This is a genomic window from Streptomyces sp. 378, from assembly GCF_030124145.1.
In the GTDB taxonomy this organism is placed as follows: domain Bacteria; phylum Actinomycetota; class Actinomycetes; order Streptomycetales; family Streptomycetaceae; genus Streptomyces.
On sequence record NZ_JASKMS010000044.1, the window covers coordinates 1 to 14,441 of the forward strand.

General features: G+C 72.2%; 13 protein-coding genes. 5 read left to right on the forward strand and 8 right to left on the reverse strand.

From position 1 onward, the window contains the following. Positions 1-149: 149 nt before the first annotated feature. The 5 genes from QNO09_RS36450 to QNO09_RS36470 form a co-directional block, all read right to left on the reverse strand. The gene (locus QNO09_RS36450; protein ID WP_283974525.1) at positions 150-596 is read right to left on the reverse strand and encodes an organic hydroperoxide resistance protein; all 447 of its coding nucleotides are present in this window, start codon (positions 594-596) and stop codon (positions 150-152) included. 102 nt (positions 597-698) lie between these two features. Continuing rightward, entirely contained in the window at positions 699-1,223 is a 525-nt protein-coding gene (locus QNO09_RS36455) for a MarR family winged helix-turn-helix transcriptional regulator (protein ID WP_283974526.1), read from the reverse strand. A gap of 10 nt (positions 1,224-1,233) precedes the next feature. After that, positions 1,234-2,010, reverse strand: coding sequence for an energy-coupling factor ABC transporter ATP-binding protein (locus tag QNO09_RS36460; RefSeq protein WP_283974527.1), 777 nt, complete (start codon positions 2,008-2,010; stop codon positions 1,234-1,236). Next, the gene (cbiQ, locus tag QNO09_RS36465; protein WP_283974528.1) at positions 1,998-2,759 is read right to left on the reverse strand and encodes a cobalt ECF transporter T component CbiQ; all 762 of its coding nucleotides are present in this window, start codon (positions 2,757-2,759) and stop codon (positions 1,998-2,000) included. The genes QNO09_RS36460 and cbiQ overlap by 13 nt, the downstream gene beginning before the upstream one ends. 1 nt (position 2,760) lies before the next feature. After that, the gene (locus tag QNO09_RS36470; RefSeq protein ID WP_283974529.1) at positions 2,761-3,825 is read right to left on the reverse strand and encodes an energy-coupling factor ABC transporter permease; all 1,065 of its coding nucleotides are present in this window, start codon (positions 3,823-3,825) and stop codon (positions 2,761-2,763) included. Positions 3,826-3,993: 168 nt separating this feature from the next. On the opposite strand from QNO09_RS36470, the gene QNO09_RS36475 reads away from it, so the two are divergent. Further along, positions 3,994-4,359: an SsgA family sporulation/cell division regulator gene (locus tag QNO09_RS36475; RefSeq protein ID WP_283974530.1), complete on the forward strand. Its 366-nt coding sequence runs from the start codon at positions 3,994-3,996 to the stop codon at positions 4,357-4,359. Between the two features lie 214 nt (positions 4,360-4,573). Here QNO09_RS36475 and QNO09_RS36480 read toward each other — a convergent pair whose 3' ends face one another. From QNO09_RS36480 to QNO09_RS36490, 3 genes are all read right to left on the reverse strand, one after another. Then, positions 4,574-6,241 (reverse strand): penicillin-binding transpeptidase domain-containing protein, encoded by a 1,668-nt coding sequence (locus tag QNO09_RS36480; RefSeq protein ID WP_283974531.1) that lies wholly within the window; start codon positions 6,239-6,241, stop codon positions 4,574-4,576. A gap of 96 nt (positions 6,242-6,337) precedes the next feature. Then, positions 6,338-7,969 carry a penicillin-binding transpeptidase domain-containing protein gene (locus QNO09_RS36485; RefSeq protein WP_283974532.1) on the reverse strand — a complete coding sequence of 544 codons (1,632 nt, stop codon included), beginning with the start codon at positions 7,967-7,969 and terminating at the stop codon, positions 6,338-6,340. Positions 7,970-8,099: 130 nt separating this feature from the next. Then, positions 8,100-9,848, reverse strand: coding sequence for a dolichyl-phosphate-mannose--protein mannosyltransferase (locus tag QNO09_RS36490; RefSeq protein ID WP_283974533.1), 1,749 nt, complete (start codon positions 9,846-9,848; stop codon positions 8,100-8,102). A 112-nt stretch (positions 9,849-9,960) separates the two neighbouring features. Between QNO09_RS36490 and rsmI the strand changes: the two genes are divergently transcribed. From rsmI to QNO09_RS36510, 4 genes are all read left to right on the forward strand, one after another. After that, a complete protein-coding gene (gene rsmI / locus QNO09_RS36495; RefSeq protein WP_283974534.1) occupies positions 9,961-10,809 on the forward strand; it encodes a 16S rRNA (cytidine(1402)-2'-O)-methyltransferase in 849 nt (282 codons plus the stop codon). Positions 10,810-11,412: 603 nt separating this feature from the next. Further along, positions 11,413-11,841: a hypothetical protein gene (locus QNO09_RS36500; protein ID WP_283974535.1), complete on the forward strand. Its 429-nt coding sequence runs from the start codon at positions 11,413-11,415 to the stop codon at positions 11,839-11,841. A 79-nt stretch (positions 11,842-11,920) separates the two neighbouring features. Continuing rightward, positions 11,921-12,811: a TatD family hydrolase gene (locus QNO09_RS36505; RefSeq protein ID WP_283974536.1), complete on the forward strand. Its 891-nt coding sequence runs from the start codon at positions 11,921-11,923 to the stop codon at positions 12,809-12,811. 119 nt (positions 12,812-12,930) lie between these two features. Continuing rightward, entirely contained in the window at positions 12,931-14,391 is a 1,461-nt protein-coding gene (locus QNO09_RS36510) for a resuscitation-promoting factor (protein WP_283974537.1), read from the forward strand. Positions 14,392-14,441: the final 50 nt, after the last annotated feature.

Genomic DNA, 14,441 nt, shown 5'->3' on the forward strand with positions numbered 1-14,441 from the left:
GGCCCCCACCGCCGCACCGCGTGGAAGCCCAAGTAGCTCCGCTACGAGGGCTTCCACGCGGCACTCCCCCAAGCTCTTCGAGCAGGGGGGACCCCCAGAGCACGCACCGAACGCCGCTCCTTCTCCCACGGAGATCCATCAGAAGGGGCCTAGCCAAGCAGGATGGTCACGTCGATGTTCCCGCGGGTCGCGTTCGAGTACGGGCACACCTCGTGGGCGGCGTCCACCAGCCTGGTCGCGAGGTCGGGGTCGACGACCGGCAGGGAGACGCTGAGGGCGACCGCGAGACCGTAACCGCGCTGCCGGTTGGGGCCGAGGCCGACCTTCGCGGAGACGGTGGAGCCGGTCAGGTCGTAGCCCTCGCGGTTGCCGACGAGGATCAGGGCGTTGTGGAAGCAGGAGCTGTAGCCGGCCGCGAAAAGCTGTTCCGGGTTGGTGCCGTCGCCGTCGCCGCCGAGCTGCGGGGGCATCGCCACCTTGAGGTCGAGCTGACCGTCCTGGCTGGTGACGTAGCCGTCACGGCCACCGTGGGCGGTGGCCTCCGCCACGAACATGATCTTCGTCGGGCGGGTGTCGACGGCGGGGCCGTCAGTCATGCTGTCCTCCCCCGGATCCGGGTGTGCACCAACACATCGTGCACAAGGTACTGGCCGGTAACCGATCGATCGTGCCCAGGGGGTGGCAACCGCGGGTAACCCTCAGCCGGCCCGGTCCGCCGCCGGCTTCGCCAGGTCCGCCGCCGGCTTCGCCCGGTCGGCCGCCGGCTTCGCCCGGTCCGCCGCCGACTCCGCCCGCTCCGCCAGCCGCCACAGCTCCGCACGCAGCCGACCGGCCTCCGTCGCGTCCAGCCCCGTCGCCGTGAACAGCGCGCCGGGCACCCGCCCCGCCCGCTCCCGGAGTTCCTCCCCGCGCCCGGTCACGGCCACGAGCACCGACCGCTCGTCCCGCGCCGACCGCTCACGCCGGACCAGACCGGCCGCCTCCAGGCGCTTCAGCAGCGGGGAGACCGTGCCGTAGTCGAGGCGCAGGGCCGCGGCCAGTTCCTTGACCGTGGTCTCGCCGCGTTCCCAGAGGACCAGCAGCACCAGGTACTGCGGGTAGGTGAGGCCCAGCTCGTCGAGGAGCGGACGGTACGCCGCCGTCACCGCGCGCTGGGCGGCGTACAGCGCGAAGCACAGCTGCTCGTCCAGCAGCGGTGATCCGGTGCTCTCCTCGTTCGTCACGCGCCCATTGTCACGGACGGGCCGGAGCCGCCGGGACGGAACGCGGATCGAAACCGAACGGCAGCTCCAGACGGTGGGACCGCATCAGCTCCTCGTCCGAGAGCAGTGCGCCGGTCGGCCCGTCGGCCGCGATCACCCCGTCACTGAGGATCAGGGAGCGCGAGCACAGCTCCAGGGCGTAGGGGAGGTCGTGCGTGACCATCAGCACGGTCACGTCCAGGGAGCGCAGGATGTCCGCCAGCTCGCGGCGGGAGGCGGGGTCGAGATTGGAGGAGGGCTCGTCCAGGACGAGGATCTCCGGTTCCATCGCCAGCACGGTCGCGACGGCCACGCGGCGGCGCTGCCCGAAGGACAGGTGGTGCGGCGGGCGGTCCTTGAACTCCGCCATGCCGACCCGCTCCAGGGCCCGCTCCACGCGCTCCTCCAGCTCGGGCCCCTTCAGTCCGGCCGCCGCCGGCCCGAACGCCACGTCCTCCCGGACCGTCGGCATGAACAGCTGGTCGTCCGGGTCCTGGAAGACGATGCCGACCCGGCGCCTGACCTCGGCCATGTGCCGCTTGTCCACGGGCAGCCCGGCCACCCTCACCGTGCCGGCGCCGCCGGTCAGGATGCCGTTGAGGTGCAGTACGAGGGTCGTCTTGCCGGCGCCGTTCGGGCCGAGCAGCGCGACCCGCTCGCCGCGGGCGATCGAGAAGTCCACGCCGAAGAGGGCCTGGTGCCCGTCGGGGTAGGCGAAGGCCAGTCCGGCCACGTCGAGCGAAGGGGTCACATCGGTCACAGGGTCCATCCCAGCAGACAGACGAGGAGAGCGGCGCAGGGGAGGGCGAGGGCGTACGACCACTGCGCCCGGGACGCGGTCACCTCGTCGATGACGGGCATGGAGCCGGCGTAGCCGCGGCTGACCATGGCCAGGTGCACGCGCTCGCCGCGCTCGTAGGAGCGGATGAACAGCGCGCCCGCCGACTTGGCGAGCACACCCCAGTGCTGGACGCCGCCGGCTTCGAAGCCGCGGGACTCGCGGGCGATCCGCATGCGCCGCATCTCGTCGGTGATGACATCGCCGTAGCGGATCATGAAGGACGCGATCTGCACGAGGAGCGGCGGGAGCTTGAGGCGCTGGAGGCCGAGGAGCAGTTCGCGGAGCTCGGTCGTGGCGGCCAGCAGCACCGAGGCCGCGACACCGAGGGTGCCCTTGGCGAGCACGTTCCAGGCGCCCCACAGGCCGTTGACGCTCAGGGACAGGCCGAGGACGTCGACCCGTTCGCCCTCCGCCACGAACGGCATGAGCACCGCGAACGCGACGAACGGCACCTCGATCAGCAGCCGCCTGAGCAGGAACAGCGCGGGCACGCGCGCGACGTACGCGACGGCCCCGAGCAGTACGGCGTACAGCCCGAACGCCCACATCGCCTCGCGCGGTGTCGACACCACGACCACCACGAAGGCGAACACGGCCGCGAGCTTGGTGTGCGGCGGCAGGCCGTGCACGGGCGAGTGCCCGTGCCGGTACAGCTTGTGCGCGTGCCCGGCTCCCACGTCAGACGCTCGTCACGCTCGTCGTGTCCGACGGGGAGGTGTCGTCCGTACGGCGGCGGCGCACGGCCCAGAACACGCCGGTGCCCGCGACGACCGTGACGCCCACGCCGATCACGCCCGCGAGCCCGCCGGACAGGCGGGCGTCGTCGACGTCCTCGACGCCGTAGTCGGCGAGCGGGGAGTCGGCGACGGCGTGCTCCTCGGCCTTCTTGTCGATGCCGTGGTCGGCGGCGACCTTCTCCAGCCCGTCGGGGCTCGCGGAGGCGTAGAAGCTGACGAACCCGGCCAGCACGAGGGAGGCGACCAGACCGGCGGCCCACACCTTGCGGTGCGAGGTCCGGGCGGCCACCGGGGCGGGCGCGGGTTCGGCCTGGGGCGCGTCGACCAGTTCGCCGTTCACCCGCAGCTTCAGCTTCTGCGTCAGCCCGCGCGCTCCGTACACCAGGTCCGGGCGTACGGCGATGACCGCGCCGACGGTCAGGGCGGTGATCGCGGCCTCGCCGATGCCGATCAGGACGTGCACGCCGATCATGGCGGTGGCGACCTTGCCGATCGACACGTCGGTGGTGCCGCCGATCGCGTACATCAGCGTGAAGGCCAGCGCGGCGGCCGGGACGGAGACCAGGGCGGCCACGAAGGAGGCCGCGGACACCGACCGGCGGGTGCGGGGCAGCACCTTGACCAGGCCGCGGAAGAGGGCGTAGGCGACGACCGTCGTGACGATCGCCATGTTGGTGATGTTCACGCCGAGCGCGGTCAGGCCGCCGTCCGCGAAGAGGATGCCCTGCATCAGCAGGACGACGGAGACGCACAGCACCCCGGTGTAGGGGCCGACGAGTATGGCCGCCAGCGCACCGCCGAGCAGATGGCCGCTGGTCCCCGCCGCGACGGGGAAGTTCAGCATCTGCACGGCGAAGATGAAGGCCGCGACCAGCCCGGCCAGCGGCGCGGTGCGCTCGTCGAGTTCGCGGCGTGCGCCGCGCAGGCTCACGGCGATCGCGCCTGCGGCGATCACACCGGTGGCGGCGGACGTGGGCGCGTTGATGAATCCGTCAGGTACATGCACCGTTCGATGATGTGGCTTGATGCGAACGGTTTGCAAGAGCGTGATGCTCGTTTTATCTCACCCGTGATATATGCGCCCCGACAGGCGCAATCAGGAAAATATGCGACATTGGAGGGGGAGTGGACGCAGAGTTTCCACTCGGAACGCGCACGGTGAAGGGGCCGTCCGATGTCCGTAGTCGAGCAGTACGCGCGAGCCCATATCGTCTCGGACGCGGTCGTCCCGCTCGCCGACGAGCTGGAGGCGGTTCCGGTCACCCTGCGGTACGACCCCGACCACGATCCCCGGTCGGTGCGCATGGGGCTGCCCGGCGCCGGGGGCGGCGAATGGACCTTCCGCCGCGAACTGCTGGAGGAGGGCCTGCGGGCCCCGGCGGGCAGCGGTGAGGTACGGGTGTGGCCCTGCGGCCGGGTGCAGGTCGTGGTGGAGTTTCACTCCGCGCAGGGCGTCTCGGTGGTGCAGTTCGAGCGGCAGACGCTGATGCGGTTCCTGCGGCGGACGTACGTGGCCGCCGCGGAACCCGTGACGCACTGACGCCGGGGCTCAGCGGCCCGCCGTCAACGGTGCCGACCTCGGGGTTCAGCGGCTCGCCTACAGCAGGTCCTGGCTCAGTCGGCCGCCTTCAGCCAGGTCCGGCGCCCCGGCTCGCCTTCGGCGGCGCCGACCTCGGGGGCTCGGCGGCCCGCCTTCAGCAGGGGTCCGACCCGGGCGTTCAGTGGCTCGCCTTCGGCGGTGCCGACCTCGGGGCTCAGCCGCCCGCCTTCAGCAGCGCTGCCACGATCGGGCCGGCCGTCGAGCCACCGTGGCCGCCCTGCTGGACCACGCCCGCGGCGGCCAGGTCGTCCCGGTAGGCCGTGAACCACCCGTTCGGCTTCTTCTGCCCGTCGACCTCGGCCGTCCCGGTCTTCGCGCCGACGTCACCGCCGACCCCGGCCATCGCCTCCGCGGCCGTGCCGTACGCGGCCGTGTACGACATCAGCTCACGCAGCTGGGACAGGGTGTCCGCGGACATCGCACGCGAGGCCTTCGCCAGCTCGCGTCCGTCCACGTCCGGGGAGACCAGGTAGGGCTGGCGGAACGTGCCGGCCTTGACCGTCGCCGACACCGACGCCATGTTCAGCGGGTTCACGCGGACCCCGCCCTGCCCGATCAGCGAGGCCCCCATCTGGGCCGCCGACTGCACCGGCACCGCGCCGTCGAAGGACGGTACCCCGATCGCCCAGTTGTTCAGCCCCAGACCGAAGACCTGCTGGGCCTGCTTGGTCAGGTCGTCGTTCTTCAGCTTCGGCGCCTGGCTGATGAAGGCCGTGTTGCAGGAGCGGGCGAAGCTCGCCTTGAAGGTGCCGTTCTTGATCTCGAACTTGTCGTCGTTCTGGAACTTCCAGTGGCCGTACGTGAAGTACTTGGGGCACGGGTGCTTCTTGTCCGCCGAGGCCAGGCCCTTCTCGAGCAGCAGCGAGGAGGTGATGACCTTCATCGTGGAGCCGGGGGCCAGGGAGCCCTGGAAGGCGGTGCTGAAGCTGCGGGAGGCGTTGGCGGCGGCCAGGATCTCGCCGGTCGACACCCGCACCACGGCCACCGACGACCGGGCCTTCTTCGCGACCTGCCGCTCGGCGGCGGCCTGGAGCGCCGGGTCCAGCGTGGTCTTCACCGTGCCCGGTGTGCCTTCGCTCAGCTCCAGCAGGGTCTTGTCCGAGAGGTCCTGCGCCTTGGCGGCCTTCCCGCGCACCACGCGCAGTTCGATACCGGCCTTGCCGCCGGCCTCCTTGCCGTACTTCTCGCGCAGTCCGTCCAGGACCGGGCCGATCGAGGCGTACTTCTTCGTGGTCAGTTCGCCGCCGTCCCGGTCGAGGGCCTTGACCGGGGGCGTGCCCGCCGCGCCGGTGACCAGCTCGTCGCCGTCCCTCAGGTCCGGGTGGACGACCGCGGAGTGCCAGTCGACCAGGGGCTTCCCGTCGCTGGTGCGGCGCATGACGGTCAGCGCGCTGTCGTACGTCAGCGGCTTCTCGGTGCCCTTGTACGCCACCGTGGCCTTGACGGTGAACGGCACCTTGGCACCGACGCGCTTGGCCGGGGTGAGGGTGACGTCCTTGACGCGGGCTTCCTCGGTGTAGCCGGTGAGCAGTGGCCGGGCCGCGGAGGGGTCGTCGGTGATGGCGGCGGCCTGGGGGATCTTGCCGGACTGCCAGGCGGTGAGGAAGGCGCGGGCGGTGGTGGTGACCTCGGCCGACGACAGCGGGCCGGTCTTCACCTCCGGCTTCTGGTCCGAGGTCCGTGTCCCGTCGTCGGCGGCGGCCCCGCTACCGAACAGCGCGTAGGCGCCCAACCCGGCGCCGCCGACGACCACGGCGATCATCCCGCCGATCACGGCGGGTCTGGTCTTCCGTCGCTCGGCGACGCGCCTTCTGTTGCCCACTGCTGTTCGTTCCTCCGCGAATCCCCAGGGTCACCGTTGCCCTCGGATGTCCCAACGACGGCCACCACCCTAGAGTCCCGTCCCGCGCAGGTGAGATCAGCCGCCCGTTCGTAGCACGGCTGCGACAATCGGCCCGGCCGCGTCCCCGCCGTGCCCGCCCTGCTCGGTCATGGCCGCCGCCGCGATGTCGTTCCGGAAGCCGGTGAACCAGCTGTTGGACTTGGCGTTGCCGTCCACCTCGGCCGAACCGGTCTTGGCGCCGATGTCGCCGCCGAGTCCGGCCATGGCCTGCCTGGCCGTGCCCTGCGTGGCGGTGAGCCGCATCATCTGCTTGAGCTGGGCGGCGGTGCTCGCCCGCAGGCCCCGGGCCTGGGCCGGCTCGCGGCCGTCCAGCTCCGGCGAGACGAGGTAGGGCTGGCGGAAGGAGCCGGTGATCGCGGTCGCGGTCACCGAGGCCATGTTCAGCGGGCTCATCTGGACCTGGCCCTGCCCGATGGCGCCCGCCGCCCGGTCCGGTCCCTCGACCGCGGGGACCCGGCCGTCGAAGGAGACGACGCCGGTCTGCCAGTTGTCCCGCCCCAGCCCGAAGCGCTCCTCGGCCTCCTGGGTCAGCGAGGCGTCGGTGAGCGGCTTCTCGTCGATGAGCTTGATGAAGGCGGTGTTGCAGGACCGCATGAAGCTGCTCGCGAGCGTGGCGTTCTCGTCGGACTTCATGTTCGTGAGGTTCTTGAACGTCTGGCTCTGCCACACGGCGGTGTCGGGGCAGGGTGCCGGACCGTTCATCGAGGTCACGCCGTTGTCGATGAGCATCGCCGCGGTGATGATCTTCATGGTGGAGCCGGGCGCCGCCTGGCCCTCGAAGGCCGCGTTGAAGCCGTCCGTGCGGTTGTTGGCCACGGCCAGCACCTCCCCGGTGCTCGGCTTGACGGCCACCACCGACGACTGGGCGAACCGCTTGACCGCCTTCTCGGCCGCCGCCTGCGCGCTCGGGCTGATCGTGGTGGTGAGCTTGCCCGGCTCGCCCTCGGCGAGGGTGAGCAGTGGGGTGTCGGGAGCGCCGTCGCCGTCGTGCCGGACGACCAACTCGATGCCGGGGGTGCCGCCGGCCTTCTCGCCGTACTTGTCGCGCAGGGCGTCCAGAAGCGGGCCGAGGGAGGGGAACGTGTCCTTCGTCAGCACGGAGCCGTCGCGCCCCACGGCCTCGATGGGCGGGGTGGCCGACTGCTCGGTGACGAGGGTGTCGTCCTTCTTCAACGCGGGGTGCACGACGGACGGCTGCCAGTCCACGAGCGCCCGCCCGGTGGTCAGCCCGCGCACGACCGTCAGCTTGCTCCGATAGCTCAGCGGCTTGGACTTCCCGTCGTAGGCCACCTTCGCCTTCACCGCGTACGGCACCGTCGTGCCCTGCGCCGTACCGGGCGTGATCTTCACGTCGGTGATGTGCGCGTCGTCGCCGAAGGCGGTGAGGAGCCGCTCGGCGGCCGCGTCGTTGTTCGTGTACGACGCCGCCGTCGCGGCCGTGCCCTTCTGCCAGGCCGCGAAGAACTTGGCCGTGGTCTCCTTGACCTCGTCCTCGCCGGGCGGCCCCGTTCTCTTCTCCGCGGCCACCCCGCTGATGCCGCCGTCGCCGCTCAGCGCGCTGATGAGGTTGTAGGTGCCGTACCCGGCACCGCCCACCATCACCGCGAACACCCCGCCGATGACGGCGGCCTTGACTCCCTTGCCCATTGGGCGATCCCTCCCCGTTGAGCCTCCACGCGTCCCTTTGAACGCGTTCAGAAAGCCCGATCCCGGCAGGCACTCTATGCGCAAGCGGTTACTACCGGGCAGGGAGTTTCGATTTTTGTCCGAACGTGGATCAGACCCAGGTGTCCAGCCACATCCGCGCCCGCCAGTCGCCGATCGGGATGGCCTGGCCGGTGTACAGGGGCCAGAAGTAGATGAAGTTCCAGGTGATCAGGAGGACCAGGACGCCCGCGGCCGTGGCGCCCGCGACGCGGCGGGTGTCGGTGGAGCGGGGTGGGCCGATGATCGCGCCGAGGAGCATCGCCACCGCCAGGCACAGGAACGGCAGGAAGACGACGGCGTAGAAGAAGAAGATCGTGCGTTCCTGGTACATGAACCAGGGCAGGTAGCCGGCCGCGATGCCGCAGGCGATGGCGCCCGCGCGCCAGTCGCGGCGGAAGAACCAGCGCCACAGGACGTACAGCACCGCGAAACAGGCGACCCACCACAGCAGTGGTGTGCCCAGCGCGAGGACCTCGCGGGCGCACTTCTCGCCCGCGTCGGCCGGGCAGCCGTCCTTGCCGGGCGCCGGGGACTCGTAGAAGTACGACACCGGGCGGCCGAGGACGAGCCAGCTCCACGGGTTGGACTGGTACGTGTGCGGCGAGGACAGCCCGACGTGGAACTCGTACACCTGGTGCTCGTAGTGCCACAGGCTGCGCAGCCAGTCGGGCAGGAAGGTCCAGCTGCCGCCCTTGCCGTCGGTCGCGGCCCAGTTGCGGAAGTAGCCGCCCTTGCCGTCGGTGGCGGAGAGGATCCACCCGGTCCAGGACAGGACGTAGGTGACCAGGGCCACCGGGACCGTGGCGAGGAACGCCAGGCCCGTGTCGCGCTTGAGGACCGCCGTGTACGGGTGCCGGGCACCGGCGACGCGACGCGAGCCCACGTCCCACAACACCGCCATCAGGCAGAACGCGGCCAGAATGTACAGGCCGTTCCACTTCGTGCCGATGGCCAGGCCCAGCATCAGGCCCGCCGCCCAGCGCCAGGGGCGCGGGCCCAGGCGGGTGGTCTCGGCCGTGTGCCGGTCGGGCCGGCCCCGGCCGTACTCGTCCACCGGCAGGGCGGCGGCGAGTCTCGCGCGGGCCTTGTCCCGGTCGACCAGCAGACAGCCGAACGCGGCCAGCACGAAGAACATCAGCACGCCGTCGAGCAGTGCCGTGCGGCTCATCACGAAGTGCAGGCCGTCCACCGCCATCAGCGCACCCGCGAGACACCCCAGGAAGGTGGAGCGGAACAGGCGGCGGCCGATCCGGCACAGCAGCAGCACGGACAGCGTGCCGAGCAGCGCCGTCATGAACCGCCAGCCGAAGGGGTCGAACCCGAACATCAGCTCGCCGAGCCCGATGACGTACTTGCCGACCGGCGGGTGCACCACGTACGCCGCCTCGGTCGGGAGGCTCACGTGCGAGCCCGACGACAGGACCAGGTCGTTGGCGTTCTTGTCCCAGCTGACCTCGAACCCGCGCTGGACGAGACTCCAGGCGTCCTTGGCGTAGTACGTCTCGTCGAATATCACCGCCCTGGGGCTGCCCAGGTTCCAGAACCGCAGCACACCCGCAAGCAACGTCACGAGCAGCGGGCCGATCCAGCCCGACCAGCGCACCAGCCGTCCCGCGAGCGGGTGCGGAATGCCGAGCGCCGCCCACAACCGGGGGCCGGGCTCGGTGTACGGCGGCACCAGGCGCTCACGGACGTCGTCGGCGTCGCTTCTGGGCTGCCCCTGGTAGCCGAAGCGGCGCAGCCGCTGCTGCCAGGACGTCCGCTGCTCGAGCGGCGCCTGGCCCTGCCGGGTGTCCGTGGAGGACGCGGTACTGGTCACCGCGCCATCGTAGGGAACCGTTCTGTGTGAGTCCCGTGCATGGCCGGTATGCGTCCGCATCGTCCGCCCCTGGGAGGAGTCCGGGTCCGCCCGCCCTGGGAGGATGGGAAGCGTGATCGGAACCCTCGTACTCGCAGGCACCCCCATCGGCGACATCGCGGACGCCCCGCCCCGGCTCGCCGAGGAACTGGCCGGAGCCGATGTCGTCGCCGCCGAGGACACGCGCCGGCTGCGCCGGCTGACCCAGGCGCTCGGCGTCACACCCAAGGGGCGGGTGGTGTCGTACTTCGAGGGCAACGAGTCCGCCCGGACGCCGGAGCTGGTCGAGGAGCTGGTGGGCGGGGCGCGGGTGCTGCTGGTGACCGACGCGGGGATGCCGTCGGTGTCCGACCCGGGATACCGGCTGGTCGCCGCCGCGGTCGAGAGGGACGTGCGGGTCACCGCCGTGCCCGGGCCGTCCGCGGTGCTCACCGCGCTCGCGCTGTCCGGCCTGCCCGTCGACCGGTTCTGCTTCGAGGGGTTCCTGCCGCGCAAGGCCGGGGAGCGGCTGGGGCGGCTGCGGGAGGTCGCCGACGAGCGGCGGACGCTCGTCTACTTCGAGGCTCCGCACCGGCTCGACGACACGCTGTCGGCCATGGCCGAGGTGTTCGGCGCCGGGCGGCGGGCGGCGGTGTGCCGGGAGCTCACCAAGACGTACGAGGAGGTGAGGCGGGGCGGGCTCGGGGAGCTGGCCGCGTGGGCCGCGCAGGGGGTGCGCGGCGAGATCACCGTGGTGGTCGAGGGGGCGCCGGAGAAGGGGCCCGAGGAGGTCGGGCCCGAGGAACTGGTGCGGCGGGTGCGGGTGCGGGAGGAAGCGGGGGAGCGGCGCAAGGAGGCCATCGCCGCGGTGGCGGTGGAGGCCGGGGTGCCGAAGAGGGTGGTCTTCGACGCGGTGGTCGCCGCGAAGAACGCCGGTGGGTGAGCCGGGTTCGGGGCGGGAGCTGTTGCGGTGCGCGGGGTGCGGGTGGAGTGGGGTGAGCGCGCCCACGCGGCGGAGCCGCACGTCGATGTGGCCCCACGCCTCCGACGGGGGTGCCGTGGCGGAGCCGCACGTCAATGCGGCCCCATGCCTCCGACGGGGGTGCCGCGGTGGAGCCGCACGTCAATGCGGCCCCATGCCTCCGACGGGGGTGCCGCGGTGGAGCCGCACGTCAATGCGGCCCCATGCCTCCGACGGGGGTGCCGCGGTGGAGCCGCACGTCAACGCGGCCCCGCGCCCTGGCGGGGGCGCTGCGGCGGAGCCGCACGTCAATGCGGCCCCATGCCTCCGACGGGGGTGCCGCGGTGGAGCCGCACGTCGATGCCGCCCCGCGCCCTGGCGGGGGCGCTGAACCCTTCTGAGCAGGGCGCTTTTCGTTTGAGCGTGCGCCCCATGGGTGGGCAAAGCAGAAGGGGCGCAGGGGCAAGGGACGCCCAAATCGGGGCCAACAGTCGACAGGTCTGCTGCCATCGGTCCGGCCGAGGAGTCCACTGGGTCGCGGGGGCGGCATCGCCCTCACGCCACAGCGGACCAACAGGAGCTGGCATGAGTGAGATCGCAGGGCAGACCGGGCTCCGCGCCGGTGCGACCGCAGTCGTCAACGAGTCCTACTCCTTCGCCTGCATGCGGTGCGGGCACGGCTGGGAGCAGTCGTACGAGATAGAGCACCACACGGACGCCGCGGGCCACGAGTTCGTCCTCTACGTGGCCGACGGCAAGGTGGTGCCCTCCCCGTTGAGCAGGCCCGAATGTCACCACTGCGACAGCCACGTCGTGCGGATCATGCGGCCCGGGCGGGTCGCGTCGGCGCGCGACGCGGCGCACCGGCCGTCCCGCGTACCGCCGCCCGCCGGGCCCGTCCAGGCGCCCACCGCGGCAGCCGAGGCCGGGGCGGCGGCCGGCCAGGAGCAGCGCGAGCCCCACCACTGGCACCTGTCCGACCTGTTGCACCCCTTCCAGCGCAAGGCGAGCTGACCCGTCCGGCTTCCCTTGTCGACGCCCTCCCCGGTCCTCCCCCATCGGGGAGGGCGTACCCCTTTCGTAGGATCGGGGCATGCCTTCGAACGCCTCCGGCCGCCAGGACAAGAACGCGGCCCCGCCCCTCCCGGAGCCCCTCCGGGTGCCGGTCGCCGATTCCCACACCCACCTGGACATGCAGTCCGGCACGGTCGAGGAGGCGCTGGCCAAGGCGGCGTCGGTCGGAGTGACGGCGGTCGTGCAGGTCGGCTGCGACCTCGAGGGCTCGCGCTGGGCGGCCGAGACGGCGGCGGCCCACTCCGCCGTCCACGCCACGGTCGCCCTGCACCCGAACGAGGCGCCCCGGATCGTGCACGGCGACCCCGACGGCTGGTCGCGGCAGGGCGCCCGCGAACCCGGCGGCCGGACGGCCCTGGACGACGCGCTCGCCGAGATCGACCGGCTGGCCGCACGCGAGCAGGTCAAAGGCGTCGGTGAGACCGGCCTCGACTACTTCCGCACCGGGCCCGAGGGCAAGGAGGCGCAGGAGCGGTCCTTCCGCGCCCACATCGAGATCGCCAAGCGGCACGGCAAGGCCCTGGTCATCCACGACCGCGAGGCCCACGCCGACGTCCTGCGCGTGCTGAAGGAGGAGGGCGCCCCCGAGCGGACCGTCTTCCACTGCTACTCCGGCGACGCCGAGATGGCCGAAATCTGCGCGAGCGCGGGCTACTTCATGTCCTTCGCCGGCAACGTCACCTTCAAGAACGCGCAGCACCTGCGGGACGCCGTGGCCGTGGCCCCGCTGGAACTCCTCCTCGTGGAGACGGACGCGCCCTTCCTCACCCCGGCGCCCTACCGCGGGCGGCCGAACGCCCCCTACCTGGTGCCGATCACGGTGCGGGCCATGGCCGAGGTGCGCGGCGTCGACGAGGACACGCTGGCCACGGCGCTCGGCGCGAACACGGCACGGGCCTTCGGTTACTGACACCGGCCGTACGACTGTGCGTAGTCGCGTCGCTTTGGAGAGTGACGACCGCTCCGCTAGGTTCTGGGGGCCCGATCCGGACCCCTCTGGACCCCCTCCGGCCCCTGGAGCGCGTCGGCGTGAGCAACTCGCGGTACGAGACCTACGAGACGTACGAGACGTATGGCCCGGCCTACGCCGACCCGGCGTACGGCCGTTTCGACGCGCCTCCGGTTGATCTGCACAACGCCGAGACCCTCGGCCACGGGGCGCCCGGCGCCCACGAGGACACCTACCGCCCCGCCTACGAGGACACCTACCGCCCCGCCTACGAGGCCCCGACCCTGCCCGTGCTGCCCCGGCAGGGCGTCCCGGACGGAGAGCCCGCGGGGACCGCCGGCCCGGGCGTGGGTGCGCGCGCCGGGTCACGAGCCGCTGCGCGCACCGGCTCGCACCGCAGGGCCACGCGCCGGCGCAAGGCGCGCTACGCCGAGCGCCCGGACAGTTCCATGCGACGGCTGGTCCCGCAGGCCCTGGTCGTGGCCTTCCTGGCGGGCGGCACCACGGCGTTCGTCGCCAAGGACAAGGCCATCGAACTGAACGTCGACGGCAGGACGCGCACGCTGCACACCTTCGCCGACGACGTCACCGAACTGCTCACGGAGGAGGGCGTCGAGGTCGGCGCCCACGACGTGGTGGCACCCGGGCCGGGCACGCGGATCGCCAGCGGCGACGAGGTCGCCGTGCACTACGCCCGTCCCGTGCGGCTCACCCTCGACGGACACCGGCGCGAGGTGTGGACGACCGCCCACACGGTGGCAGGGGCGCTGCGGCAGCTCGGCGTGCGGCAGGAGGGCGCCTACGTGTCCACGCCCCGCTCACGGCGCATCGGGCGCGAGGGCCTCGCACTGGACGTGCGGACCGAGCGCACGGTCACGATCATGGCGGACGGCCGCGCCCGCACGGTGCGCACCAACGCGGCGACCGTACGGGAGGCCGTCGAGGAGGCCGGGATCACCCTGCGCGGCCAGGACACCACCTCCGTCCCGCAGGGCAGCTTCCCGCGTGACGGACAGACCGTGACGGTGCTGCGGATCACCGGCGGCAAGGAGGTCCGCGAGGAGCCGATCCCGTTCCAGGTGCGGCGCACGGACGATCCGGACCTGTTCCGCGGCACGGAGGTCGTGGAGCGTGCGGGCGAGCCGGGCCTGCGCCGGATCACCTTCTCCCTGCGCACGGTCAACGGCGTCCGGCAGAAGCCGCGCCGGATCAGGTCCGAGGTGGTGCGCGCGCCGCGCCCGCAGATCGTGAAGGTCGGGACGAAGCCGCGCCCGGTGTCCGTGCAGGGCGCCGACCACCTCGACTGGCAGGGCCTCGCGGCCTGCGAGTCGGGCGGACGCCCCGACGCGGTCGACTCCTCGGGCACCTACGGCGGCCTCTACCAGTTCGACACCCCAACCTGGCAGGCCCTCGGCGGCAGTGGCCGCCCCCAGGACGCCCCGGCGGCGGAACAGACCTACCGGGCGAAGAAGCTGTACGTGCGGCGGGGAACCAGTCCGTGGCCGCACTGCGGGGGGCGGCTGCGCGGACAAGGCGAATAACGCGGACCAGGCGGACAAGGGTGGACCCCGAGGGGCGATCGGGCCCCCGT